The organism is Natronospirillum operosum, from assembly GCF_004768465.1.
Taxonomy (GTDB): Bacteria; Pseudomonadota; Gammaproteobacteria; order Pseudomonadales; family Natronospirillaceae; genus Natronospirillum; species Natronospirillum operosum.
This window is the reverse complement of sequence record NZ_SRMF01000006.1, coordinates 63,732-87,968: the sequence shown is the minus strand read 5'-3', so window position 1 is coordinate 87,968 and position 24,237 is coordinate 63,732. Positions and strand designations below refer to the sequence as shown.

The following is a 24,237-nucleotide window of genomic DNA, read 5'->3' as shown; positions in this document are numbered from 1 at the left end:
AAACCATGACCGCACAACGACGCGCCCATACACTGAAAGAGATTGTGACCTGGAATCTGACGGTGCTGCTGGCGGCCGTCTACGTGTGGTCGGGCTGGCTGACAGCCTCCGGGGCCGAGGGCATGGTCGAGGCCTTCGAACGCTTCGGCCTGCCGGACTGGTTTCGCATTACCCTGGGCATTGGTGAACTGATTGCCGGCCTGGTGCTGCTGATCAAGCCTCTGGTCGGCCTCGCCGCGCTCGGGCTCAGCTTTCTGATGCTCGGAGCGCTGCTGACGCACCTGATTCACGATCCGCTGGCCTACTCGCTCGGCGCTGTAGTGCTGTTCACGCTGCTGGTGGTGCTGATGTGGCTGCGCCGGCCCGTGATACCGCCGTTTTTGCAGAAGTTTCTGTGCTGATCAACAGTCGACAGAAGACAGTGCAGGGTCGACAGGGGCACTGCTGTACTGTCGACTGTCTTCCGTCAACTGTCGACCCTCTGGGGAAATTGACCCAGATCAACCCCACCACCGTCATTTATTGACCTGAGCCAAATACCTACCACAATGGGGGTATCGTTTCGCGTCAAACAAGGATAACGTCATGCGCGCCTGGTTGAAGCCCGGATACGGGCTCCTGTTATTGCTCTGCCTGCTACCACTTTTGCTGGCTCTGCCCCGGATGTTGCAGCTCTGGGATGGTGGGGCGGCCAGTTCGTTGCGGGTGTTCGCGCTCGCCACCGGCATTCTGGCCATGGCTCTGTTGCTCCTTGCGGCTACGCTGAGCATCCGCCTGCCGGGGCTGGACCGCTTCTTTGGCGGCCTGCCTCAGATCTGGCTGGTGCACCGCCTGGCTGGCTTCGGCGCCTTTATCCTGATCATGGCGCACGCCGTGGTGCTGGGGTTCGCCGCTGTGCCGGCGGATCTGTCGGCGGCCATCATTACGCTGTTCCCGCCGTTCGAGAACTGGCCGGTGTGGTCCGGCTGGGGTGCCTTGCTGCTGATGGTGGTGTTCCTGGGGCCGACTTTCCAGTTCTTTGGGCGGCCGCATTACCAGCGCTGGAAAACGCTCCACCTGCTGGCCATCCCGACCACACTGCTGGCGCTGGCCCACGTGTTTCCGCTGGCCGGAGAATTCTGGATCTGGGTTGTGCTGGCGGTACTCGCCATCGGCGCCATGGTCTGGCGCAAAGGCCTGTCACCGCATCTCGGCCGCTACGAGTATGAAGTGGTCGGGGTCGAGAAGCTGGTGCGTGATGTGGTGGAAGTGCAACTCAAGCCCAGGGGCAAAACCATGCCCTATGAGGCCGGTCAGTTTGTCTACCTGACGCCGATGGACCCCAATCTGTCAGCCGGCAAGGGCGAGGAGCATCCGTACACCATCGCCTCCAGCCCGGAAGACGCCATACTGCGTATCGGCATCAAGGATCTGGGGGATGCCAGCCATGCGCTGCAGACCGTCACGCCCGGCACCACGGCCTATATTGAAGGCCCCTACGGCGACTTCTATGAACGGCTGTACCCGGAGCGTGATCAGCTCTGGCTGGCCGGTGGTATCGGTGTCACGCCCTTTGTCGGCGGTGCCCGCCATCTGCGTGAAGCTGATGAACTGCCGGGGCAGGCCGGGCGGGAAGACGCCAATGCGCATTTGTTCTATCTGGGGCGCGACCATGTGCGGGCCTACTACCTGGATGAACTCATGGACATCGGTGAGCACCATGAGCGCCTGACTGTGACTCCACACTATTTCCGGGACGAAGGCCCGATGAGCGAAGACTTCCTGCGGCGCCACTGCCCTGACTTTGCCGAGCGCGAGATCTACATGTGCGGCCCGCCGGCGATGATCGATCATCTCAAGCAGATTTTTGTCCGAGCTGGAGTGCCGAGCTCACGTATTCACAGCGAGGTTTTTGATTTCCTATGAACAAGATCGCCTACACCCTGTTCGTGGCCTTCGTGGCCAGCGTACTCACACTGCTCGGCGTCAATGCGCTGACTGATTCTCCTGCCGGGGATGATGATCTGCGGGAGATTTCGCTGGCCGAACTGGCCGAACATGATTCCACCGACAGCTGCTGGAAAGCCATTGACGGTCGTGTGTATGACATCACCAGCTATATCCCCAATCACCCGACACCGGAACACGTGATTGCCGACTGGTGTGGTCAGGAGTCTACCGAGGCCTGGGAAGCCATCGGCAATGGTCGGGGCCACAGCGCCACGGCTGCGGCCATGCTGGCCCGCTACCGGATCGGCGTGCTGGAAGGCTCGGGCCTGACGGCGGCTGATCTGGCCGAGCCGGAAGCAACCCCGGCGCCGCAGCGTCAGCCGGCTGCCCCGGCCCGGGCTGCGGCAGCACCGTCAGCCTCCGGTGTCGCCCAATGGGCGGATGGGTCCTACTATGCCGAGCTGGAACCGGACAGCCGGGGCTGGATTGCGCTGGTGGAACTGACTATCAAGGATGGCCGCATTGTGGGCGCTCACTATGATGAAGTGCAGCGTGATGATGCCGGCAACGTGACCGGCAGCAAGCTGCAGGACTATGGCTATGCCGCCAACTGGCGCAACAACAGACCCACGGACGTGTCGCAGCTGTCGGCCTTTCCCGGCTATGTGGAGCAGCTGATTCGGGCCGGTGGTCCGCAGGGCGTGGATGCCATCAGCGGGGCTACCTCGGCCTTTGACAGCTTCACGGCCGCACTCGAGCTGGCGCTGGCGGATGCTGAGGTAGTCGAGCGTGCTGCGCCCGCCATGCCTGAAGCGCTGGGTGGTTATCGGGATGGTACCTACTATGCCGAGACCGAGCCCAATGCGCGTGGCCAGTTGGCGCTGATCGAGATTACCGTGCGTGATGGCTATATCTTCAGCGTTCACTACGACGAGATCGGGCGCGACGAGGACGGCAACGTCAATCTTAGCAAGCGCACCGACTACGGCTATGCGCAGCGCTGGCGCAATGCGGTGGACAGTGGCGTCAGCCAGTTCTCGGCCTTCCCGGCCTATGTGCGCCAGTTGATTGAGACCGGCGACCCGGAAGCAGTCGATGGCATTTCCGGTGCCACCAGCACCTATGACTGGTTCCGTGAAGTGTCCGCAGAAGCTCTGCAGGACGCACGCTAAGACCGACGCCCCGCTGGCCCGGCCAGTGGGGCGTGTTGCGTCGTGCTGAACAGGTAGTGCAAAGACCCCGCTTTCCAATTGGCCATACAGGACACAAACTGCGTACACTGGACCACAAACGGAACGCAGGGAGTCTGTCATGACCACATCCAAACCCATACTTGTATTGCCCGGCAGCCGCCGTACCGGGGCCATCAGTGGCCGCGTACTGGCGGCCACGGTCGCGCGCCTGCAGGATCAGCAGGTGGCTGTCGACGTTGTACAGGCCGGAGATCTCACCGCGCCGCTGTACGACGGCGATATCGAACAGAACGAGGGCGTTCCGGCGCCGATCATCGAACTGAATCGGCGCATGGATGATGCGCGCGCTCTGGTGGTGGTCAGCCCGGAGTACAATGGCCTGTTCCCGCCGCTGTTGAAAAACACCCTGGACTGGATGAGCCGCACGGCCAGTGACCAGCCCGGGATCAAGGTGTTTCGCGGCAAACCGGTGCTGCTGATCGGGTCCTCACCCGGTGCCAATGGTGGCCTGCGCGCACTGCCACACCTGCGTGCGCAGATGGCCAACCTCGGCATGCATGTCTATGGCCCGCAACTGGCGGTTGGTCAGGCCAACAAGAAGATCGACGAACAGGGCCAGGTCACCGATGATGATCTGGCGCAAAGACTGGATAACCTTGTAGCCGGCTTTGTCGAGTTTGCGCAGCGGCTCAGCGGCTGAGCCGCCTTCAACCGAGTTCCTCCATCAGTTGCTGCCGCCAGGTGCGCCAGATCTGGCGCAGGCTCTGGTTTTGTGCAAGGGGTAACACCCGAACGCCATAGGCTTGCGGGTCCTGTATCTTGTGCGCACCCTTTTGCAGCAGGTGCAGCCAGGCTTCGGCGGCAAAGGCCGGCTCGGGCGGCGTGCGGATATAGCGCGCCCACTGACTGAACAACCGCTGTGCGTCCAGCAGTTGGAAATGCTCATGAAAGGTCTGTTCAATCATCTGCTGGCGCTGCAGCAGGCGGCGCTGGCGCTTGGTGTCGTCAAGCTGACCCCAGCAGGCGATGTCGTCGAGGGTGCGAAAGCACCCTCGGCAGACTGTATCGCCGACCGTCACACTGCAGATGCCGATGCAGGGGCTGACCTGGGCGGCGGTGCCGGCCACACTCAGTCCCATGACAGAGCCCCGCCCACCTGGTATTCGGTGACCCGGGTCTCGAAGAAATTTTTCTCCTTCTTCAGGTCCATGATCTCCGCCATCCAGGGGAAGGGGTTGCCGGCGCCAGGGTAGGCTTCGCTGAGTCCGAGCTGCTGCAGCCGCCGGTTGCTGATGAAGCGCAGGTATTCGCTCATCTGCTCGGCATTCATGCCCAGCACACCACGCGGCATGGTGTCCCGCGCATAAGCGGCTTCCAGTTCATAGCCTTCCATGATCATGCGGGTGGCTTCCTGCTGCATGGCGTGGTCCCACAGATGCGGGTTTTCAACCTTGATCTGATTGATCACATCAATGCCGAAATTCACATGCATGCTTTCATCACGCAGGATGTACTGGAACTGCTCGGCGACCCCGGTCAGCTTGTTGCGCCGCCCCATGCTCAGAATCTGTGCAAAGCCACAATAGAAGAAGAGGCCTTCCAGTACACAGTAGAAGGCGATCAGGTTGCGCAGCAGTTCCCGGTCGTTTTCGGGTGTGCCGGTCTGAAAGCTCGGGTCGCCCAGCGTCTGGGTGTACTTCAGACCCCAGGCGGCTTTTTTGGCTACACTCGGCACTTCCCGGTACATGTTGAATATTTCGCCTTCATCCATGCCCAGAGATTCGATGCAGTATTGGTAGGCGTGCGTGTGAATGGCCTCCTCGAACGACTGGCGCAGCAGATACTGGCGACATTCGGGGTTGGTGATCAGCCGGTAGATGGCCAGTACCAGGTTGTTGGCTACCAGGCTGTCGGCGGTGGAGAAAAACCCCAGGCTGCGTTTGACGATCAGCCGCTCGTCATCGGTCAGCCCCGAGTCGCTTTTCCACAGCTGGATGTCCGCGCTCATGTTGATTTCCTGCGGCATCCAGTGATTGGCACAGCCGGCCAGATATTTCTGCCAGGCCCATTCGTACTTGAACGGCACCAACTGGTTGAGGTCGGCGCGGCAGTTGATCATGCGCTTGTCGTCCACCTCGACCCGGCCGGCATTCATGTCCAGTTCCTCCAGACCGGCGGCTACATCCAGCCGCTCCAGCTCGGCCTGCACCTGCTGGTTGACGTCACTCGCCTGTGTCGTGACCTCAGGCGCCGGTTGTTCTGGCTGCGGCTTGTCTGCAACCGCTGTATCGTCTTCCAGTGCATTCCAATCCAACATATCTGTCTCCGTTCTTCTCTGTGGCTGCTTGCCGGCCTGAGTGAGGGGAGCCTCTGGGGTGGGACGCCGTAAACCCATCCATGGGGGCTCGGCTGCGGGGTCCCTCCCGCAGACGCCCACCCCAGAGGCTCCCCTCACTCAGGCCTGTCCTCCAACCATCTACAGCCAGAGGAGCCGCGTTAAATTCTTTGATGTCGCAATCAGGACGACATGTTCTGACTGCTGCGATTAGTAGTTGTCTGCCTATTCTGTATGCATATGGTGTAACCGTTGTAGTCCACCCTGATCCTGCAGTTGGCGCTGGTCAGAGGTTCGGGGTGGGGTAGGCCTGTGCGAGGGACGCCGTGAATACATCCCTGTAGGCTCGGCTGCGGGATCCCTCCCGCAGACGCCCTCGCACAGGCCTACCCAACCCCGGGCCGGTAACCAAAGCACAGAGCCGGCACAAAGCCAGGTTACTGGCAAGCCTCACAATCCGGGTCGTCAATCGAACAGGCCTGTGGCACCGGCGCCGGGCCGCCGGACTGCACCGCATTCAGCTCCCCCTGCGCCACGGTCGACTTTTCTGCTCCGGAGGCGCCCAAGGCACGCAGGTAGTAGGTGGTCTTCAGACCCAGCAACCAGGCCATGCGATAGGTCACATCCAGCTTGTTGCCGTCCGCCTCGGCAATATAGAGGTTCAGCGACTGCGCCTGATCCAGCCACTTCTGCCGCCGGCTCGCAGACTCCACCAGCCACTTCGGCGACAGCTCGAAACTGGTGGCGAAGCGGGCCTTGAGTGCATCCGGCACCCGATCGATCTGCTGCACACTGCCGTTGAAATACTTCAGATCATTGACCATCACATCGTCCCAGACGCCTTCCGCCTTCAGTGCCTGCACCAGCCAGGGGTTGATCACGGTGAATTCCCCAGACAGGTTCGATTTCACATAGAGGTTCTGATAGGTCGGTTCGATGGATGCGGACACCCCGATGATGTTGGCAATGGTCGCGGTGGGCGCAATCGCCATCACATTGGAGTTGCGCATGCCCTGGCGGCTGATCCTGTCGCGCAGCGGCGCCCAGTCGAGACGCGCCTGGGTGTCCTGCTGCAGGTACTGTGCACCCCGCTCGGCAGCCAGATTGCGGATGGAATCAATGGGCAGAATGCCCTGATCCCACAGCGAACCAGGGTAGCTCTGATAGTGGCCACGTTCGGCGGCCAGATCGCTGGAAGCCTCCAGTGCAAAGTAGCTGATCTGCTCCATGGTCTGGTCGGCGAAATCGACGCCAGCCTCGGACGCATAGGAAATGCCAGCCTTGTAGAGTGCATCCTGAAAACCCATCAGGCCCAGACCGACCGGTCGGTGGCGCTGGTTGCTGTTGCGTGCCTGCGGCACGGCGTAGTAGTTGATGTCGATGACGTTGTCGAGCATGCGTACCGCTGTGCGCACAGTGGTACGCAGCTTCTCGGTATCGAGCTGGCCCTGCGCGGTCAGATGCTGCACCAGATTGACCGAACCCAGGTTGCAGACAGCGATTTCGTCGTCACTGGTGTTCAGGGTGATTTCGGTACAGAGGTTGGAACTGTGCACCACGCCGGCATGCTGCTGCGGCGACCGCAGGTTGCAGGCATCCTTGAAGGTGATCCAGGGGTGGCCGGTCTCGAACAGCATGCTCAGCATGCGGCGCCAGAGCTGTTTGGCGGATACGCGCTTGAACAGCGTCAGTTCGCCGCTTTCCGTCATGCGTTCGTAGGCTTCGTAGCGGGCCTGGAAGGCACTGCCGGTGAGGTCGTGCAGGTCCGGCACGTCACTGGGCGAGAACAGGGTCCAGTCGGCGTCTTCGAATACCCGCTGCATGAACAGATCCGGCACCCAGTGGGCGGTGTTCATGTCATGCGCGCGGCGACGATCATCGCCGGTGTTCTTGCGCAGCTCCAGAAACTCTTCCACATCCAGATGCCAGGTTTCCAGATAGGCACAGACAGCGCCCTTCCGTTTGCCGCCCTGATTGACCGCCACGGCGGTGTCGTTGACCACCTTGAGGAAGGGCACGATGCCCTGGCTCTGGCCATTGGTGCCCTTGATGTGGGCACCCAAGGCACGCACTCGGCTCCAGTCATTACCCAGGCCGCCGGCCCATTTGCTGAGCAGGGCGTTGTCGCGGATAGCGCTGTAGATGCCGTCCAGATCATCCGGTACCGTGGTCAGATAGCAGGAGCTGAGCTGCGGGCGTCGGGTGCCGGCGTTGAACAGCGTCGGTGTGGACGCCATATAGTCGAACTTCGACAGCACCTCGTAGAATTCGATGGCGCGGGCTTCACGATCGTCTTCGTTGAGAGCCAGCCCCATGGCGATGCGCATGAAGAACACCTGTGGCAGTTCAAAGCGAACCTGACCGGCATGAATGAAGTAGCGGTCGTACAGCGTCTGCAGCCCCAGAAACTGGAATTGCAGATCACGCTCGGCCTGCAGGGCCTGACCCAGACGTTTCAGGTCGAAGTCGGCCAGCCGCTCATCCAGCAGTTCGAGCTCGATGCCCTTGTGGATGAAGGCGGGCAGTACCCGGGCATAGAGGGACCTCATGTCACCGGCACTGGCCCGTTCGGCGATATCAAGAAATGTCAGTGCTTCGGCACGCAGCTGCTCCAGCAGCAGGCGGGCACAGACCGTGCTGTAGGCCGGTTCCTTTTCCACGCAGGCGCGGGCGGTCATGATCACGGCCGGCACAATGTCCTGTTGCTGCACGCCCTGATACAGGTTTTTCAGCGCCTCACGCTCAATCCCTTCCGGGTCGACACCGGCCAGGTTGGCGCAGGCCTCACGAATCAGGCCGCGAAACCAGGACAGGTCCAGCGGCACCTGGCGCTCGCTGCCGCCCTCGGATACCGTAACCAGCAGCGGCGTGAAAGGTGTCTGCTCGGATCCGGCCGCACGCTGCTGGGCGTGCTCGGCCCGATACAGCACATAGGCGCGGGCCACGGCGTGTTCGCCCAGGCGCATCAGGCTCAGTTCCACCTGGTCCTGTATGTCTTCGATATGCACCGCGCCGCCGCTGGGCAGGCGGCGTTGGATGACGGCAATCACGGCGTCCACGACGCGTTGAACCTGCTCCCGAATGCGGTTGCTCTGCTGGCCGTGCTCACCCTCGGTGGCGATAAAGGCCTGGGTGACCGCGACCCGTATCTTGTCCGGTTCAAAGGGGGACTGCTCGTTGTTGCGCTTGATAACGCTATAGCGTTCGGCAAGCGGGTGTGTGGTGACGGGGGGTGCCGTATCGGCATGGAGCTGTGTACTCATTCTGTTCTCCCTGGCGCGTGTTGGCTTCGCGCAGCACCGGAGAACAGCCTGCAGGAACGACAACTTGGCAGGTTGTCGGCCAGAGGCGATTGCACCGGTCCCTTGAACGCGAAGGACGGTTCTTGCTGCTCTGGCCGGTCTTCGGACTTGGGGGCCTGGTGTCATTGTGACACCGCCTTGGGTGACGGCTTCCCACGATATTTCCTGCATCGCAGTGCCTGTTTGTCACCCTCGTTCCCCCTCACCGCTGCGCGTCAGTTCCGGATTTTCACCGGATTCCCGCTTAGCACCCGCTATACCATATATAGGGCTGAACCAGAGACAGGCATACTATATAGGGGAATATTGGTGCTCGTAAAGCCTGATCTGACGGCATTGGCCACAACGGATTTGTGCCCTTGCGTTAACGCTGACGGGGCGGTGCTTGCGTCGCGCCGATAGCTGTTCTACAACGGAGTCAGATGAACCCCAGAGCAAATTCGAGGTTTGGCATGAGTGCAACCCAGTATCCCCAGGCCGAGCGCGCCATGGCGCAGACCCATACCGTGGAAAACCAGCCCCCGGCGCTGGAGGACTACAATGCCTTTCTCTGTGACCGGGCCGCACAGGAAATGGCCGCTCGCTTTGGCGCCGGTCGTCACGAACAGACCCTGATCGACTATGGTGCGCTGACGGGGTCGGCGGCCATGATCGAGCTGGGCTTTCAGGCCAATGCGCAGAAGCCCGAACTTCATACCCATGATCGCTACGGTCATCGGGTCGATGAAATCCGCTTTCATCCGGCCTATCATCAACTGATGCAGGCCGCGCTTGAGCACGGCCTGCACAGCTCCCCCTGGACCGACCCCGGGCCGGGCGCGCATGTCAAAAGAGCACTGCAATACTATCTGCATACCCAGGTCGAAGCAGCGCATGGCTGCCCGGTCACCATGACCTTTGCCGCCATGCCGACCCTGCGTCAGAACAAGGCCATCGCTGATGAGTGGTTACCCAAGGTGTTTGCACAGGCCTATGACGGTCGTAATGTACCCTATACCGAAAAGCAGGCACTGACGCTGGGCATGGCCATGACCGAAAAGCAGGGCGGCTCGGATGTCAGGGCCAATGCCACGGTGGCCTATCCGCTGGACACCGAAGGCGCTTTGAAAAGCTATGAACTGGTCGGTCACAAGTATTTCGTCTCGGCCCCCATGAGTGATGGTTTTCTGGTGCTGGCGCAGGCACCGGAGGGGCTGTCGTGCTTTCTGCTGCCGCGCTGGCGCCCGGATGGCAGCAAGAACCCGCTGCAGATTCAGCGCCTGAAGAACAAGATGGGCAATGTGGCCAATGCCTCCAGCGAAACTGAGCTGCGCGGCGCCCTGGCCTGGCTGATCGGCGAGCCAGGACGCGGCGTGCGTACCATCATCGAGATGGTGGCGCTGACACGCTACGACTGCATGATCGGCTCCAGCGGCGGCATGCGACAGGCCACGGCACAGGCCGTTCATCACTGCCGGCATCGGCAGGCCTTTGGTGCAGCCCTGAGTGAGCAGCCGCTGATGCAGAACGTGCTGGCTGACCTGGCCCTGGAAAGCGAGGCCGCACTGGCCTACACGCTGCGCATGGCGCAGGCGCTGGACAACGCGGATGACGAGAATGAACAGCGGCTGATCCGCATCGGTACCGCCATCGGCAAGTACTGGATCTGCAAACGCACCCCGCAGCACGCCTATGAAGCCATGGAATGCATTGGCGGCAGTGGCCTGATGGAGGACTGCATCATGCCGCGCCTGTTTAGGGAATCGCCGGTGAACGCCATCTGGGAGGGCAGCGGCAATATCCAGTGTCTGGATGTATTGCGCAGCATGGACAAGGAACCGGACGCGCTGGAGGCCTTCATGGCCGATGTCAGTCTGGCGGTCGGTGCGCATCCGCTGTTCGATGATTTCCTGATCAGTCTGCAGGAAGAACTGGAAGAGACCGATAACCTGGCTTATCGCGCCCGCACTCTGACCGAGCATCTGGCGCTGGCCATGCAGGCCTCACTGCTGCTGCGCGGCTCGAACAAGGTGGTGGCAGATGCCTTCTGTCAGAGCCGGCTGAAGCCCGGTATTGCACTGAACTACGGCAACCTGCCAGTGGGAGTGGACTGTGCCGCCATCATCGATCGGGCGGCGCCGGTGTTCCGCTGAACCACGGGATTCGCAAGATGTCTGTTTCTTGGTTATTCTTGACGAATAACTGAACAATGCTCAAGGCGCAGTCAAACATCTGCTGCTCGGGAAGCATTAGGGAGTCTCACTGGTGCAAGCTTTTGACCATGAAATGGTCACACTGGCGAACAACACGCGAGTCGTTGTTCATTTCAACCAGGCGGCTCGGGATGACCTTGCGCGGAGCAAGGATGTTTCACCAGCCACCCGAACGCCCTTGCTGTGTCTGCATGGCAACTCGCAGGATGCCACTACGCTGATGCCTCTGGCGCGGGAACCCTGGCTTGACTGGCCTGTCATCATGCTGGATCTGCCCGGGCACGGGCTTTCGCCACCGGCGGCAGACCCGGAGGCCACTTATTCGGTACCCGGCTATGCCGCCGTGCTGAGGTCGCTGCTGGCACACCTGCAACTGCCCGAGGTTTGTCTGCTGGGGCACAGCCTCGGCGGTCATGTCATTCTGGAGGCCTTGCCGTATCTGCAGGGTGTGCACGGTATCATCCTGACCGGCAGTCCGCCGACCGGCGTGGATAATCTGGGGCGTGCTTTTTTGCCGGCAGAGGCCGCAGCGGCTCTGTTCAGCGCCACCATGGAGGACAGGGTGCGCAGCGAAGCCGCAGATGACCTGATGCGCGGCGTACCGCGCGCGCAGGTAGCGACGTTGCTGGACATCTATGACCGCACCGATCCGCAGGCAAGAACCTGCCTGGCCGCCAGCCTGCAGGCTGGCCGCGTAGCGGATGGGCGCCGCATACTGGTCGATTCGGGCATGCCCTGCCTCTATCTTCATGGCACAGAAGACCCACTGATCAGCGGGGACTATGTGCGTGAAGTGTTCAGTGATTGTGGTCCACAGGCCCGTCTGGACATACTGGAAGGACAGGGGCACTGGCCGCAGCTGGAGGCGCCTGACGTCTTTGCAAGTCGGGTTTTCGAGTTCGTGAGCGTGTTGAATGAACGGGCCGAACTCTGATAGCGGTCTGGCAGGGCAGCTGCTGCTGAAGCTGTATGACAGTGCCATCGAAGCTGATGCCTGGCCGGATGTTCTGGCCACACTGGCGCAGTATCTGAATGTGGGTTCAGTCAGCCTGAGGCTGGTTGGGCTTGATAAGCCCGTGGTCCACCTCTCCCATTCGCATGGCTTCACGAAAGATCTCTACCCGCAGTATGTCGTCAAGGACCCCTTTCGCAACGCGTTGCTCAGCAATCCGGTGGGTCACGCCCTGCGCAGCCAAGATTTCCTGACCGACGAGGACTATGCGCAAACAGACCACCATCGGTACTTTTTCGGTCCGCAGAACCGGTTCTATGCCATGGGCAGCTTGTTGATGGTGCAGGGCGATCAGGCTCTGCATCTCGGTGTGCACAGAAGCCGCGAAACCGGTGGTTTCTTCGAATCTGATCGCAGGGCTCTGCATGATCTGATCCCTCATGTTCAGCAGGCAGTGCGCTTGCAACGCATGCTGGGTCAGATGACGGCGGCACTGGATCGCACCCTGAAGGCGCTTGACCACTTCCCAATCGGCATTGCTTTCGTGGCGTCTGATGGTTATCTGCAATGGGCCAATGCCGCAGCTCGGACGCTGATGCATGAGCGGCGCTTCGGATTCAGTGTCAGCAGTTCAAGAATCCGCTTCAATACGCCGCGGGTGCAAGACCGAAGCGCGTTCTGGGACTTTGTCGCTGCAGGAGAGGGCGAGCTGAAACTGCCGCTGGATGGCAATGGCAGCCATCTGCTGGCGGTCGCCCAGCAGCGCCGGGTTGGCACACAGGTCATTGTGGATGAGGGCGGCGTGGCCCTGTTCTTCGTGGATCCGCAGCGCCCGGTAGGAGTCGATTGTGCAACCCTGAACAGACAGTACGGGCTGACCCCGGCAGAAGCCAGGCTTACCGAGCAGTTGCTCAAGGGGCTGGACCTGCGCGAAGCGGCAGAGGCGTTGCATGTCTCAGTGCATACGGTACGCTCCCAGCTCAAGTCAGTGCAGCAGAAAACCGGCTGCCGGCGTCAGGCGGAGCTGATCAAGACCCTGGTTCTGGGGGGTGATCTGGTGCGCCCTCACGCCGGCGAAGAAGTGGCCTTCCCTGGCCATTGGGGTTTTCCGGAATCCTGAATGTCGACCCGTGCAAGATCAGTCGCACAGATGGCCGGTGATGTCGGTAGGGCTGACCTGAACCAGCGGCCCGCGAGGCCCGGATTCGAAGGTCTCGTCCTCGTCATCAAACTCGATGTTGAGGAGATTATCGGCGAAAAAGAGCTCGAGACCGATATTGTCATCGCCTTCAACAACAATTTCGAACGAGTTGTCTTCTACATGGTTGACGTTGTACTCGTCTTCCTCCTCATAGCAGTTCTCGCCACCAGGCCCATATTCGAACTCCTGATAGGTGAGATCCACCCCGGGTTCTTCCGATGTTGCGATGATGGCCAGAATCTCATCAATGCCGCCATCCGCAGTCTTTTCGGACAGATCATAGACGCCGACCACATCATCGGGTCCGTCGACCGAGCTGGGTGCTGGCAAGATGATCTTGTTGGATATCGAGAGGTTGTCGTCCCCGTTGTCATCGTCATCGGATGAACTGCTGTCATTGCAGGCAGTGAGCGCCACGGAGGCGATAGCGATACCGGCGGCAAGCGCTGAGAGCTGGATTCGGTTCATGGATGTGTTCTCCCTGGGTACTGTTGGCCAGGCTCGGCGGCGGGCGCAGAGCCTCAGTCCAAACTAGAGCGTTGGGCGGCAGGGAGCATCACCCAAATGGGTGAAATCTGGTGCTCGGAGAGGTCTTTTGAGGCCGAGAATCAGTAGCGCCAGTGCAGGCGATCGAAGATGAAGGCCATCACCCAGGCCGGGCCGATCATCAAGAACTGAATGTCCTCGAAAAACGAAGGCTTCTGGCCTTCGATATGGTGCCCGATGAACTGGCCAATCCACAGTATGATGAAGACCGCGACGCTGGTGATCAGTACCCCGGTTACCCCGATCAGGCTCTGCAGGCCGGCCAGGCTCAGCAGGCACAGCAGCGTAAACGCCGCCATGCCGAGTGTCAGCGGCCAGGACAGCCGCACATAGAAGCCCACGATCACGACCAGGCTCAGAGTGGCCCAGTTCAGCCAGGGCAGGGCGGCCATGAAGGCAGGCTTCGGAATCACCCACAGCAGACCCATGATGCTCCAGAAAATGCCGGGCACACAGACCCAGTGGATCTTCTTGTTGGTCGGGTTCTGGTGGCTGACGCTGTAGGCGTCGAGCCAGTCCTGAATGCTGCGTGTCATGGTTCCGGTCCTCTAGCGGAAAACGAGAGGTTCGATGGCCAGGGTGGCGGCATCGAACATGGCCATCTCATTCAGAGTTTTAGCACTCAGCAGGGCCCCCTGCAACAGAGCCAGCACCTGTGAGGCGCGGTTTCTGGCCTTGGTGGAGTCTGCTCGTACGCCCGTCTGCGCGACCACGCCGCACAGCCAGTCCAGGTTCAGACGATAGAAGCGGGCCAGGTGGGCACACATGGCATCGGGCAATACAGCGCGTTCTGCCGACAGCATGATGCAGATGGTCATGCGCTCCGAGCTCTCCGCCTCTTCACGGTACATCTGTACATAGGCGCGCACGCGGCCGGCTGGCGAGGGGTTGCGCTCGTCAATCAGGGCCAGCGCCTGGGTGAAGCGATCCAGATAGCGTTCGGTCACGGCCAGTCCGAGGTCGGTCTTGGTGGGAAAGTGGTAGTGCACGCTGGCACTCTTGATGCCCATTTCACTGGCCAGTTCCCGGAAACTGAAGGAGGCATAGCCCCGCTCGGCAATGGCCTGTTCTGCCAGGTCGATCAGCTGTTCTCGTGTATCACTCATGAACTGCCTGTACTGTCGTTGTGGATCAGTGGGTTATCTATCGGTAGGTAGTCTATTGACAGGTCGCGAGCTTGTCACTAAAGTTTGATCTATCTATCACTAGGTAGACAACAGAAGTAGTCATTCAAGAGCGGTAATAGCGGCAATAGCGGAAGAGGACGGCAACAATGGAAACCCGTGAACTGGTGGTACTGGGTGCTGGTCCAGGCGGTTACGCAGCCGCTTTTCGGGCGGCGGATCTGGGGCTGCAGGTGACTCTGATAGACCGTTCGGCCCAACTGGGCGGCGTTTGTGTGAACACCGGTTGTATTCCTACCAAGGCGCTGCTGCATGTGGCGGAGACGCTGGCGGGCGCCGAGGAGGCTGCCGATTTCGGCCTGGCAATAGAGGACAGTGCCCCGGACCTGAAGGCTGTCCGCCATTGGCGTGACAGCGCAGTACAGCGCATGTCGGGCGGGGTGGGGCAGTTGGCTCAGCAACGCAAAGTCGAAGTGCTCACCGGCGAAGCACAGTTTACGGGCAGCCATGAGCTGGCCGTGAGCACCCGGGAGGGCAACAGAACACTCCGCTTTGACCAGGCCATTGTCGCCGCCGGATCGCGCCCGGTCAGGCTGCCTTTTCTGCCCGCGGATCCGCGTATCTGGGACAGTACCGAGGCACTGGCCCTGCATCAGGTGCCCCCGCATCTGCTGGTGATTGGCGGCGGCATCATTGGTCTGGAAATGGCCACCATCTATGCGGCGCTCGGCAGTCGTGTGACCATAGTCGAGGCTGCGGCGCAACTGGTGCCGGAGGCCGATGCTGATCTGGTCGGGGTCTGGCAGCGGGCCAACAGGGAGCGCATGCAGTGGCATCTGAGCACGCAGGTCACGGCGGTGCAGGCCGACTCCGAGCAGCTCAGGGTGGCGCTGCAGCCGCAACAGGGTGATGCCTTTGCGCTGGAGGTGGATGCCGTCCTGGTGGCGGTCGGACGCCGACCCAATGGGGACCTGATTCAGGCCGAAGCGGCCGGAGTGACGGTTACAGAGCGTGGCTTTATTCCGGTCGATGCCCATGGGCGCACGGCGCAGGCCCATATATTCGCCATTGGAGACCTGGTGGCAGGGCCCATGCTGGCGCACAAGGCCAGCCATGAAGGCCATGTGGCAGCCGAGAACGCCGCCGGCTTGCGCCGTACCTTTGATGCCCGCGCCATACCTTCCATTGCCTACACGCAGCCGGAGATCGCCTGGGTCGGGTTGACAGAGAAGGCAGCTCTCGCTGCGGGCCGCCCGATACGCACGGCGGTTTTTCCCTGGGCTGCCAGCGGTCGGGCGGTGTCCAGCGGGGTCAGTGGCGGCCGCACCAAGCTGATTCTGGACCCGGAAACCGATCAGGTTCTGGGGGCGGGTCTGGCGGGTGCCCATGCCGGTGAACTGCTGGGGGAGCTCAGCCTGGCCATCGAATTCGGTGCCTGTGCGGAAGATCTGGCACTGACCGTCCATGCCCACCCGACTCTGCATGAAACTGTAGGCCTGGCCGGAGAGCTGGCAGCGGGTACCATCACCGACCTGCGCAATCCGCGCGCAGTGCGGTCGGTCGATCAAAGAACAGCATCACCGACGCTTCAGTCGGTGTCTGTAACCAGCATCTGAACTGCGGCGTAGGGTATGGGACGGGCATAGGCCTCCGCCAGTGGCACCCCGTGGTGCAGGTGCATGAAGGCGCGGATCACGCCAGCATGGGTTACTAGCAGGGCCTGCGGGGGCAGCTCAGCCAGCATGGACTGGCAACGGGCAATAAAGTCGGGTACCGACTCGCCGCCCGGGAAACTGAAACCGAACGGGTCTTTGGCCCAGCTATCCAGTGCGGCGCGCGGAATCTCGTCCCAGCGCTGACCCTCCCAGGCGCCGAAATGGACTTCGCGCAGGCGCGCGTCCGGCTGCACAGACCGGCCTTTACTCAGCGCCCGGGCGAGATCGGCACAGCGCACCGAGGGGCTGGTCAGTAGCGGCGTATCCGGCTGCAGGGCCCAGGCGGGCAATCGGCGGGCAACTGATTCTGCCGTGCTCTGTGGTGATTCGGCCAGCGGGATATCATGCCAGCCATAACAGCAATCGGTGTGCGCCGGCGGTCCGTGTCGCACCAGGCACAGGCGCATGCCTACAGCCCCAGGCCGGGTGCGGCCAGAGCCAGCAGCCACAGCAGTTCGGTCAGCACCACGCTGGCCCCCAGCGCATCCCCGGTGTAGCCGCCCAGTTGTCGTTTCAGAGTCCAGCCCCAGTACAGGGTGATCAGGCTGACTGCAATCAGGCTGACAAAGCCGGTGCCGGAGACCAGAGCAACCAGCATGACACCCAGCGTTGCCAGTGCCAGGCGACGCCCGCTGAAGCTTTCTGCCACGGGGCTGGTTTTGGTCTGCTCGGTGCGGGTGACATAGGGCAGCAGGCGCATCAGCAACAGGGGCGTCAGCCGGCTGACACAGGGCACGACCAGCAGAGCCAGCCAGACCTGCTCCAGGCCCACCAGCAGGGCGGCCTTCAGCGCCAGTGCCATAAGCAGCGCCACACTGCCATAGGTACCAATGCTGCTGTCTTTCATGATGGTGAGCCGAGCTTCCCGGTCTGCACCACCACCCAGTGCATCCACGCTGTCGGCAAGACCGTCTTCATGAAAGGCGCCGGTCAGCCAGAGATGCATGGCGAGTACCAGCAGCACCGCGACCAGCGGTGTCCACAGCAGTATGAACAGACTGTACAGACCGGCATAGAGAGCGCCCAGCAACAGACCGACCAGCGGAAAGTACAGGCTGCACTGGTTCATCAATTGCGGGCTATAGTCGATCCGCAACGGCATTGGCACGCGGGTCAGGAACCCCACGGCCAGCCAGAACGCCTGCCATTCTCGCCGCAGAAGTCCGGCCGGAGTGCCCTGTTCAGCCATCGGTGCCGGCCTCGGGTTCCCGGTTGTCAACACCGGCGCTGGCGAAGGTCGCCATGTCATTGAACAGGGCGACAGCCAGACGCACCAGGGGCGCAGCGGCGAGGGCACCGGTGCCTTCACCCAGGCGCATGCCCAGGTGCAGCAGCGGTGTTGCCTGCAGGGCCTCCAGGGCGTGCGCATGGCCCCGTTCGTCACTGCAGTGGGCGAACAGGGTGTAGTCGCGAATGGCCGGCTGCAGAGCTGCGGCGACGGACCAGGCCGCGGTGGCGATAAAGCCATCGACCAGCACCAGCTTGCGTTGTGCGGCGGCGCGCAAAAAGGCACCTGTCATCATGGCGATCTCGAAACCGCCCACACAACGCAGACAACCGAGCGGTGTGGTCAGCTCGGCGCCATGTCGTTCCATGGCCTGTTCGATCACGCGGACCTTCTGTTGCTGCATGGCTGTGGAAGCCCCGGTGCCGGCACCCACCAGAGAAGCAGGTGGTTGTTGCAGGATGGCGCTCAGGACGGCGGCACTGGTGGTGGTGTTGCCGATGCCCATGTCCCCCAGGCTGATCACGCGGGCATCTGCCGCCTGCTGGTCAATCACCTCTGCGCCCGCGCTGAGGCAATGCTGCAGTTGCTCGGCGCTCATGGCCGCTTCGCGATTGAAGGCCCGCGTGCCGCGGCCGGCCGAACGATGCAGCAACTGGGGATGTTCGGGCAGGTCGGCATCGACACCGGCATCAATGATGTGCAACTGCACCTGCTCTTCCCGGCAGAACACATTGATGGCGGCGCCACCCTGCAGAAAGTTGTGCACCATCTGGGCGGTAACCGAGCTGGGAAAGGGGCTGACCTGCTCACTGCAGATGCCGTGGTCGGCAGCAAAGACGCCATGCCAGACCGGAGCTGAGACCGGATGCAGCGTGCCCTGCACGCGAGCGACCTGGGCGGCAATGGTTTCCAGTTGACCCAGTGAGCCCGGCGGTTTGGTCTGCTGGTCCAGATGGGCCTGAATATCGGCATCGAGGTCATGACCGAGCGGTGTAACGCTGAGGCCGTCGGGAAGAGGCTGTGCTGTCATCCTTGGGATTCCTGCTGTGTATGAATGCAAGCAAACTAACGGACTGTCAGATCGTCGGCAAGAGCTGAGGCCAGTTTACTGCTGAATCCGGGTGGCGGCTTGCGCGTCTGGAAGGAAGCGCGGAAGACGCGCGGGGTCATGCCCTTGTGCAGCCGGAAGTGCCGGTTGAAGTTGGACAGGTTGCCAAAGCCGCTGGCTTCGGCGATTACGGCTACCGGGCGGTCGGTGCTGATCAGTTGGGCGCAGGCATGGCCCAGACGGACCTGGGTCAGATACTGATGCGGGCTCTGATTCATCTGCCGGCGAAAGAAGCGGTTCAGGGTACTGACACTCATGAAGTGCTGGCGAGCCAGCATCTCCGTGGTCAGCGGTTCCCGGAATTGCTGGTGCAGGGTGTCCAGCAGGGCACTGAGCTGACGCTGCTCGGTGCCGGGGCGGGTCTGGCTGTCAAAGGCCGCAGAAGCCAGGGGTTCGGCGTGCTCCTGATGCAGGCGGCGCAGGATGTCGAGCAGCACGATCAGCCGCTGTTCCGGCGTGGCCTCCGGCAACTGCCGAAACAGGGGCTCGAGGCCGTGGGTCACGGCAGCGGACCAGGCCAGCCCGCGGCGACACTGCCACAACAGTGACTGCCAGTTGGCAAACTCGGGGAAGGAGCCGGTCAGGCGGTCCATCAGGTCCTGACGGAACCAGAGCACGTAGACCCGGTGCGGCTGACGCTCATCGTCGCGGCGACGGGAGGCCCAGCTGTGGGGCAGGTTGGGGCCCAGCAGCACCAGATCGCCGCTCTGATAGGTCGCGATGTGATCGCCCACATAACGTTCACCGCTGCTGTTGACGGTCAGAGTCAGCTCGTATTCCGGGTGGTAGTGCCATTCAAAGGGCAGCTCATCCAGTTCACGCAGAAAGAAGCGCCACGAGGTGTCGGGGCTGTGGTGAACGGTTTCGAACTGGGCTTTCATTGATCGCTGATCGCTTCCGGGATGGGGGCTGCAGATGATCATAGCATTGACGCAGACTGCACGCATGGAATGAGCGAATTTCATCAGTATTCGACTCATTACCACCACCTGAGCGCCCGCCCATCGGTACCATCAGGGTATGCATTCCCACAACAAGAGGACACAAGGCATGCAGACGGTCAAGAATCGCTATGGTTTTGGTGAGGGCCAGCCCGGCAACAACAGTGTTTCCAATACGTTCAGCACGCCGCTGGCGGATATTCGCAAGACGCGCCCGCTGCGCGTGCTGTCGGAGGCGGACTGGGCGTTCTGGCAGAACTACGGCTATGTGGTGGTGCGGCAGGCCATTGCACCGGAGCAGATCGAACGAACCCGCGCCCTGTTGTGGGAATTTCAGGAGATGTCACCGGATGACCCGGACAGCTGGTACCGCCCCCAGTTGCGCGACCATGCCATGCAGGAACTGAACAACAGCGGCATGGTGGAGTGCTACAACCATCAGGTGCTGTGGGACAACCGCCAGACCAAGAAAGTGTATGACGCCTTTGTCGACATATGGGACCGGGAAGACCTCTGGGTCACCATAGACCGCGCCAACCTGAACCCGCCCAATCGTTCGGGGCGGGATTTCGACGGCTTCATCCACTGGGATGCCAACACCACGCTGGACCCGCTGCCAGTCAATGTACAGGGCGTGCTGGCGCTGTCCGATACCACGCCGGATACCGGCGGTTTTCAGTGTGTGCCGCAGCTGTTCCACCACTTTGACGAGTGGCGTGCCCGCCAGCCGGCAGATCGCGACCCGTTTTCACCCGGGGCCGACTGCGGCTATCCGGTCGAGTTCGTGCCCATGCAGGCCGGTGATCTGCTGATTTTCAACAGTCTGCTGGCGCACGGCATCAAGCCCAACCGGTCGGATCAGGTGCGGCTGGCGCAGTACATCGCCATGGTGCCGGCAGAGGAGGACAACGAGGTGGTGCGGGAATGGCGCATCCGCTCCTGGCGTGATCGAGTGGCCCCCGAAGGCTATGCCTTTCCAGGCGACCCGCGCGGCTGGGAACAGCATCGGTATGCGCGCGCAGAACTGAGCCCATTGGGGCGACGTCTGCTGGGACTGGATGACTGGAACCGCACATCGTTGTCATAAAGGTTCGGCCTCGGCTGCCGATGTCGAGAGGACAGCCTGCCCGGCATTTCATCATGTCAGTCATACCGACGTCACAGAGAGTCGTCAGCATAGCGGCATGATACTTGCCTGATCGGGCGGGTAATGGAGGCATTCTGTCTGCACAGAGTGCCTCCGGTCATTGACTATGATGGTCCTCTATACAATGAATCTGAAACATAAGTTGTTATTGGTAGTGTTGGGGCTGTCATTGCTGGCAGCAGTAACAGCCAGTGTGCTGATCAGTTCAGTGAGCCTCAGGGCCGGGCAGGCCCTGCTTTCAGAGCAGGCGGATCTGCGCATCGAGCTGATCAGCGAAGCCCAGCAGCGGCGCCTGCAGGACTATCTGCAGAACCTGCAACAGCAGGTTGTTGGCTTTACCCGCAATGCCCAGGTCAGGCAGTCGACGGCCAATATGATCTCTGCCTTTAACGGCTATCAGCTCAATGCGGTGGTCAATGCGCTGGCGGATGAGGAGGAGGAAGTTCGAGCGGCACTGCGTGATTACTGGGACTCCGGGTTCGGCAGTGCTCTGACCATGCAGATGCCGGGAGCGGACTTCGATGCGAGCAGTCTGGTGGCCAGTCGAAGCTGGCCGCATAGCGTGCTCAAGTACTACTACCTGGTGGACTCGCCCGGAGACTGGGATGAAAAGCTGAGTCTGACCAACGTCGAGGACCGCACTCGTTACAGCATTGCGCATCGGAGCCTGCATCCGCTGGTGCGGGAACTGATGACATACTACAACTTTGCCGATGCCTACATCATCAGCCCGGCCGGGGATGTCTTCTACAGTGCACGCAAGTTGCCGGAGTTTGCAGCCAGTGTCGAGGACCCCTGGTTGCAGGGTACCGGCCTGCAGACGGCTTACGAACAGGCTCTGGAACTGGGGCCCGAAGACAGCCCGATTTTGACCCCTTTCAGTGCGTATGCGCCGGCGCTGGGCGAATTCACCGCCTTCATGGCCATGCCGATGTATGATCTCTCGGATGGAGAGGCTGAGCTGTATGGTGTTTTTGTTGCCCGAGTGTCCTCGGCCCAGCTGCATGCCACCTTGTCGAATCAGGGCGCACGTGCCGAGCTTGGTTTGGGCGAAACCGGTGACTCCTATCTGGTCGACCCAACCGGCTTGCTGATAACCGGGAAACGGGAGTTTGAGCGGGATCCTGAAGGGTTTATGGCACAGTTGCCGGATTTGTCTGACGATCAGGCAGAAGCCATGCGTGTCAGCGAATCTGCGGCTGGTCGGGTTCGGCTGAGCAGCAGTGGCATTGAACAGGCACTGGCGGGTCAGGGGGGTGTCGGGCGCTACATCAACCCCCTTGACCGGCAGGTGCTGGGGAGCTTCCAGCCTCTTGCCGTCGGTGGTGCGGACTGGGTACTGCTGACCGAGCTTGAAGCCGGTGAAGCCCTGATAGCGGGACAGGATCTGCGTAATCAGATTCTGACTTCTGCCGCTCTGGTAACCCTGGCCATACTGGTGCTGGCCGGGCTGGCAGCTCTCTGGTTGGCGCGCTCCCTGAGTCGGCCGGTATCCCGACTGCAGCAGAGCATTACCGATATTCAGACCCAGCATGATCTGACGCGGCGCACACCGGTCACCGGGCGTGACGAGATCGGCCAGATCTCCCTGGCGCTGAATGGTCTGCTGGACAGCATTGCCGCTTCCGTCAGTGTGATTCGTGCCTCATCGGCCACGGTTGATGAAGCCGCCCATTCTCTCAGTGCCGGTTCGGACCAGACGCTGGCCATGCTGAGGGAGGAAGGCGCCCGCAATCAGAATGTGCGGCGCATGATCGAGCGCCTGGTGAACAGTGCAGACAGAGTGCATGAGAAAGCCCAGGTGGCGGTGGACCTGACCGGGGAGGCGGACCGCACCATCAGCGACAGCAGTACCACCATCCAGCAGGTGATCGGCGGCGTTCAGAGTATGGCTACCGGGGTGCAGAAAACGACACAGACGGTGGAGAGCCTGGCCAGCGAATTCGAGCAGATTCAGCAGGTGCTGGATGTGATCACCCAGATAGCCGACCAGACGAACCTGCTGGCCCTGAATGCAGCCATCGAGGCGGCCCGAGCCGGCGAACATGGTCGGGGCTTTTCGGTGGTAGCCGATGAAGTTCGCCAGTTGGCGCAACGTTCGACGGACGCGACCGGTGAGATTCATGCCATTGTGGAAGGCCTCGGGCAGAGAGCCACCGAGGCCCAGGCCGAGATGCAGACTACCTTTGGGCGTTCCAATGAACTGACTTCGGTCGCGGAAACAGCTCAACAGGCCCTGGACAGTATCAGTGCTTCACTGCATGTGATTGTGGATGCCAGCCAGGACATTGTGCAGGGGTCGGATGACCAGCGGCAGGTCACGACGGACCTGGCCGAGCAGATGGCCGCTTCATTCTCAGCCGCTTCGCAGCTGGAAGCAAAGGCGCAGGCCAATGCGGAAGATTGCCAGCGGTTGCAGCAGGTTGCGACGGAACTAAAGGACGGTGCGGGGCAGTGGCAGGTTGAAGACTGACCGCGCCTTTTTCTGTGCAGGACCCTTGTGCAGGGCCCTTGTACAGAGACGCGGTCAGTATTGGTGGCAGGAGCCGGGGCTCAATGGCCCAGGATCTGACTCAGGAAGAGTCGGGTCCGTTCTTCCTGCGGGTTGTTGAAGAACTCGTTGGGCTCGTTCTGTTCGACGATCTCGCCGCCATCCATGAAGATGACACGGTCGGCGACCTTCTTGGCAAAGCCCATTTCGTGCGTGACGCAGAGCATGGTCATGCCCTCCTGCGCCAGTTCGACCATGACATCCAGCACTTCGGAGATCATTTCCGGGTCCAGGGCCGAGGTGGGCTCATCGAACAGCATGATGCGCGGACTCATGCACAGGCTGCGGGCGATGGCCACGCGCTGCTGCTGGCCGCCGGACAGCTGACCCGGATACTTGTGGGCCTGCTCCGGAATCTTGACCCGCTCCAGAAACTTCATGCCAATGGCTTCGGCTTCCTTCTTGGGCATCTTCTTGACCCAGATGGGCGCCAGTGAGCAGTTCTCCAGCACAGTCAGATGCGGAAACAGATTGAAATGCTGGAACACCATGCCGACTTCCTTGCGGATCGCATTGATCTTCTTGAGGTCGTTGATCAGGGGCATGCCGTCGACAATGATGTCACCTTCCTGGTGCTCTTCCAGCCGGTTGATGCAGCGAATCAGGGTCGATTTGCCGGAACCCGAAGGGCCACAGATGACGATGCGCTCGCCCCGGGCGACTTCCAGATTGATGTCCTTCAGAACGTGAAAGTCACCGTACCACTTGTTCATGCCCTTGATTTCGATGGCCGGGCCGTTGTACTCCGTTTTTTCATTGGTTGTCATGACTGT

Annotated in this window: 21 protein-coding genes and 1 riboswitch; of the genes, 10 read left to right on the top strand and 11 right to left on the bottom strand. The window is 61.4% G+C overall.

What is annotated here, in order from left to right; all coding sequences use genetic code 11:
• Nucleotides 1-5 precede the first annotated feature (5 nt).
• The 4 genes from E4656_RS14235 (at nucleotide 6) to E4656_RS14220 (ending at nucleotide 3,822) form a co-directional block, all read left to right on the top strand.
• Nucleotides 6-401, top strand: coding sequence for a DoxX family protein (locus E4656_RS14235; RefSeq protein ID WP_135483965.1), 396 nt, complete (start codon nucleotides 6-8; stop codon nucleotides 399-401).
• A gap of 184 nt (nucleotides 402-585) precedes the next feature.
• Nucleotides 586-1,905, top strand: coding sequence for a ferredoxin reductase family protein (locus E4656_RS14230; RefSeq protein ID WP_135483964.1), 1,320 nt, complete (start codon nucleotides 586-588; stop codon nucleotides 1,903-1,905).
• Nucleotides 1,902-3,101: a cytochrome b5 domain-containing protein gene (locus E4656_RS14225; RefSeq protein ID WP_135483963.1), complete on the top strand. Its 1,200-nt coding sequence runs from the start codon at nucleotides 1,902-1,904 to the stop codon at nucleotides 3,099-3,101. The genes E4656_RS14230 and E4656_RS14225 overlap by 4 nt, the downstream gene beginning before the upstream one ends.
• Nucleotides 3,102-3,240: 139 nt before the next feature.
• The gene (locus tag E4656_RS14220) at nucleotides 3,241-3,822 is read left to right on the top strand and encodes an NADPH-dependent FMN reductase (protein ID WP_135483962.1); all 582 of its coding nucleotides are present in this window, start codon (nucleotides 3,241-3,243) and stop codon (nucleotides 3,820-3,822) included.
• Nucleotides 3,823-3,829: 7 nt separating this feature from the next.
• Here the strand turns inward: E4656_RS14220 and E4656_RS14215 are convergent, their stop codons facing one another.
• The 3 genes from E4656_RS14215 to E4656_RS14205 all read right to left on the bottom strand — a co-directional run bounded on the left by E4656_RS14215 (nucleotide 3,830) and on the right by E4656_RS14205 (nucleotide 8,720).
• On the bottom strand, nucleotides 3,830-4,261 hold the full coding sequence (locus E4656_RS14215; RefSeq protein ID WP_135483961.1) for a DUF1289 domain-containing protein: 432 nt from the start codon (nucleotides 4,259-4,261) through the stop codon (nucleotides 3,830-3,832).
• Nucleotides 4,252-5,439, bottom strand: coding sequence for a ribonucleotide-diphosphate reductase subunit beta (locus tag E4656_RS14210; RefSeq protein WP_135483960.1), 1,188 nt, complete (start codon nucleotides 5,437-5,439; stop codon nucleotides 4,252-4,254). The genes E4656_RS14215 and E4656_RS14210 overlap by 10 nt, the downstream gene beginning before the upstream one ends.
• Before the next feature lie 455 nt (nucleotides 5,440-5,894).
• Nucleotides 5,895-8,720, bottom strand: a complete 2,826-nt coding sequence (locus tag E4656_RS14205) for a ribonucleoside-diphosphate reductase subunit alpha (protein ID WP_135483959.1) — start codon at nucleotides 8,718-8,720, stop codon at nucleotides 5,895-5,897.
• Between the two features lie 115 nt (nucleotides 8,721-8,835).
• Nucleotides 8,836-9,055, bottom strand: a riboswitch (cobalamin riboswitch).
• 156 nt (nucleotides 9,056-9,211) lie between these two features.
• Between E4656_RS14205 and E4656_RS14200 the strand changes: the two genes are divergently transcribed.
• The 3 genes from E4656_RS14200 (at nucleotide 9,212) to E4656_RS14190 (ending at nucleotide 13,023) form a co-directional block, all read left to right on the top strand.
• The gene (locus E4656_RS14200) at nucleotides 9,212-10,891 is read left to right on the top strand and encodes an acyl-CoA dehydrogenase family protein (protein WP_135483958.1); all 1,680 of its coding nucleotides are present in this window, start codon (nucleotides 9,212-9,214) and stop codon (nucleotides 10,889-10,891) included.
• Nucleotides 10,892-11,003: 112 nt separating this feature from the next.
• A complete protein-coding gene (locus tag E4656_RS14195; protein WP_135483957.1) occupies nucleotides 11,004-11,885 on the top strand; it encodes an alpha/beta fold hydrolase in 882 nt (293 codons plus the stop codon).
• A complete protein-coding gene (locus E4656_RS14190) occupies nucleotides 11,866-13,023 on the top strand; it encodes a helix-turn-helix transcriptional regulator (RefSeq protein ID WP_135483956.1) in 1,158 nt (385 codons plus the stop codon). Before E4656_RS14195 ends, E4656_RS14190 begins: the two co-directional genes overlap by 20 nt.
• 18 nt (nucleotides 13,024-13,041) lie before the next feature.
• Here the strand turns inward: E4656_RS14190 and E4656_RS14185 are convergent, their stop codons facing one another.
• From E4656_RS14185 to E4656_RS14175, 3 genes are all read right to left on the bottom strand, one after another.
• Nucleotides 13,042-13,572, bottom strand: a complete 531-nt coding sequence (locus E4656_RS14185; RefSeq protein ID WP_135483955.1) for a hypothetical protein — start codon at nucleotides 13,570-13,572, stop codon at nucleotides 13,042-13,044.
• Between the two features lie 140 nt (nucleotides 13,573-13,712).
• Nucleotides 13,713-14,186, bottom strand: a complete 474-nt coding sequence (locus tag E4656_RS14180; RefSeq protein WP_135483954.1) for an Mpo1 family 2-hydroxy fatty acid dioxygenase — start codon at nucleotides 14,184-14,186, stop codon at nucleotides 13,713-13,715.
• Nucleotides 14,187-14,198: 12 nt separating this feature from the next.
• Nucleotides 14,199-14,756, bottom strand: coding sequence for a TetR/AcrR family transcriptional regulator (locus E4656_RS14175; protein ID WP_135483953.1), 558 nt, complete (start codon nucleotides 14,754-14,756; stop codon nucleotides 14,199-14,201).
• Nucleotides 14,757-14,923: 167 nt separating this feature from the next.
• Here E4656_RS14175 and lpdA point away from each other — a divergent pair, with 167 nt between their 5' ends.
• Complete coding sequence (gene lpdA / locus E4656_RS14170; RefSeq protein ID WP_135483952.1) at nucleotides 14,924-16,390, top strand: dihydrolipoyl dehydrogenase; 1,467 nt, start codon at nucleotides 14,924-14,926, stop codon at nucleotides 16,388-16,390.
• Here the strand turns inward: lpdA and E4656_RS14165 are convergent.
• The 4 genes from E4656_RS14165 to E4656_RS14150 are packed head-to-tail and all read right to left on the bottom strand — an operon-like array spanning nucleotide 16,363 to nucleotide 19,706.
• Complete coding sequence (locus E4656_RS14165; protein ID WP_135483951.1) at nucleotides 16,363-16,896, bottom strand: histidine phosphatase family protein; 534 nt, start codon at nucleotides 16,894-16,896, stop codon at nucleotides 16,363-16,365. The two genes, lpdA and E4656_RS14165, sit on opposite strands and share 28 nt — an antisense overlap.
• Nucleotides 16,897-16,898: 2 nt before the next feature.
• Nucleotides 16,899-17,678, bottom strand: a complete 780-nt coding sequence (gene cobS, locus E4656_RS14160) for an adenosylcobinamide-GDP ribazoletransferase (RefSeq protein ID WP_135483950.1) — start codon at nucleotides 17,676-17,678, stop codon at nucleotides 16,899-16,901.
• Nucleotides 17,671-18,747 (bottom strand): nicotinate-nucleotide--dimethylbenzimidazole phosphoribosyltransferase, encoded by a 1,077-nt coding sequence (gene cobT / locus E4656_RS14155; protein WP_135483949.1) that lies wholly within the window; start codon nucleotides 18,745-18,747, stop codon nucleotides 17,671-17,673. The genes cobS and cobT overlap by 8 nt, the downstream gene beginning before the upstream one ends.
• Before the next feature lie 35 nt (nucleotides 18,748-18,782).
• Nucleotides 18,783-19,706, bottom strand: a complete 924-nt coding sequence (locus E4656_RS14150) for a helix-turn-helix domain-containing protein (RefSeq protein ID WP_135483948.1) — start codon at nucleotides 19,704-19,706, stop codon at nucleotides 18,783-18,785.
• Between the two features lie 169 nt (nucleotides 19,707-19,875).
• On the opposite strand from E4656_RS14150, the gene E4656_RS14145 reads away from it, so the two are divergent.
• Nucleotides 19,876-20,853 carry a phytanoyl-CoA dioxygenase family protein gene (locus E4656_RS14145; protein ID WP_135483947.1) on the top strand — a complete coding sequence of 326 codons (978 nt, stop codon included), beginning with the start codon at nucleotides 19,876-19,878 and terminating at the stop codon, nucleotides 20,851-20,853.
• 184 nt (nucleotides 20,854-21,037) lie between these two features.
• On the top strand, nucleotides 21,038-23,386 hold the full coding sequence (locus tag E4656_RS14140; protein ID WP_167856070.1) for a methyl-accepting chemotaxis protein: 2,349 nt from the start codon (nucleotides 21,038-21,040) through the stop codon (nucleotides 23,384-23,386).
• An 80-nt stretch (nucleotides 23,387-23,466) separates the two neighbouring features.
• Here the strand turns inward: E4656_RS14140 and E4656_RS14135 are convergent, their stop codons facing one another.
• Nucleotides 23,467-24,231, bottom strand: coding sequence for an amino acid ABC transporter ATP-binding protein (locus E4656_RS14135; protein WP_135483945.1), 765 nt, complete (start codon nucleotides 24,229-24,231; stop codon nucleotides 23,467-23,469).
• Nucleotides 24,232-24,237 lie beyond the last annotated feature (6 nt).

Coding starts and splice junctions, on each gene's coding strand:
- E4656_RS14205 (WP_135483959.1), bottom strand. CDS start 8,720: ATGAGTACACAGCTCCATGCCGATACGGCACCCCCCGTCACCACACAC.
- E4656_RS14140 (WP_167856070.1), top strand. CDS start 21,038: ATGAATCTGAAACATAAGTTGTTATTGGTAGTGTTGGGGCTGTCATTG.
- E4656_RS14215 (WP_135483961.1), bottom strand. CDS start 4,261: ATGGGACTGAGTGTGGCCGGCACCGCCGCCCAGGTCAGCCCCTGCATC.
- E4656_RS14230 (WP_135483964.1), top strand. CDS start 586: ATGCGCGCCTGGTTGAAGCCCGGATACGGGCTCCTGTTATTGCTCTGC.
- E4656_RS14190 (WP_135483956.1), top strand. CDS start 11,866: ATGAACGGGCCGAACTCTGATAGCGGTCTGGCAGGGCAGCTGCTGCTG.
- E4656_RS14235 (WP_135483965.1), top strand. CDS start 6: ATGACCGCACAACGACGCGCCCATACACTGAAAGAGATTGTGACCTGG.
- E4656_RS14165 (WP_135483951.1), bottom strand. CDS start 16,896: ATGCGCCTGTGCCTGGTGCGACACGGACCGCCGGCGCACACCGATTGC.
- E4656_RS14150 (WP_135483948.1), bottom strand. CDS start 19,706: ATGAAAGCCCAGTTCGAAACCGTTCACCACAGCCCCGACACCTCGTGG.
- lpdA (WP_135483952.1), top strand. CDS start 14,924: ATGGAAACCCGTGAACTGGTGGTACTGGGTGCTGGTCCAGGCGGTTAC.
- E4656_RS14175 (WP_135483953.1), bottom strand. CDS start 14,756: ATGAGTGATACACGAGAACAGCTGATCGACCTGGCAGAACAGGCCATT.
- E4656_RS14210 (WP_135483960.1), bottom strand. CDS start 5,439: ATGTTGGATTGGAATGCACTGGAAGACGATACAGCGGTTGCAGACAAG.
- E4656_RS14180 (WP_135483954.1), bottom strand. CDS start 14,186: ATGACACGCAGCATTCAGGACTGGCTCGACGCCTACAGCGTCAGCCAC.
- E4656_RS14145 (WP_135483947.1), top strand. CDS start 19,876: ATGCAGACGGTCAAGAATCGCTATGGTTTTGGTGAGGGCCAGCCCGGC.
- cobS (WP_135483950.1), bottom strand. CDS start 17,678: ATGGCTGAACAGGGCACTCCGGCCGGACTTCTGCGGCGAGAATGGCAG.
- E4656_RS14225 (WP_135483963.1), top strand. CDS start 1,902: ATGAACAAGATCGCCTACACCCTGTTCGTGGCCTTCGTGGCCAGCGTA.
- E4656_RS14185 (WP_135483955.1), bottom strand. CDS start 13,572: ATGAACCGAATCCAGCTCTCAGCGCTTGCCGCCGGTATCGCTATCGCC.
- E4656_RS14220 (WP_135483962.1), top strand. CDS start 3,241: ATGACCACATCCAAACCCATACTTGTATTGCCCGGCAGCCGCCGTACC.
- E4656_RS14135 (WP_135483945.1), bottom strand. CDS start 24,231: ATGACAACCAATGAAAAAACGGAGTACAACGGCCCGGCCATCGAAATC.
- cobT (WP_135483949.1), bottom strand. CDS start 18,747: ATGACAGCACAGCCTCTTCCCGACGGCCTCAGCGTTACACCGCTCGGT.
- E4656_RS14200 (WP_135483958.1), top strand. CDS start 9,212: ATGAGTGCAACCCAGTATCCCCAGGCCGAGCGCGCCATGGCGCAGACC.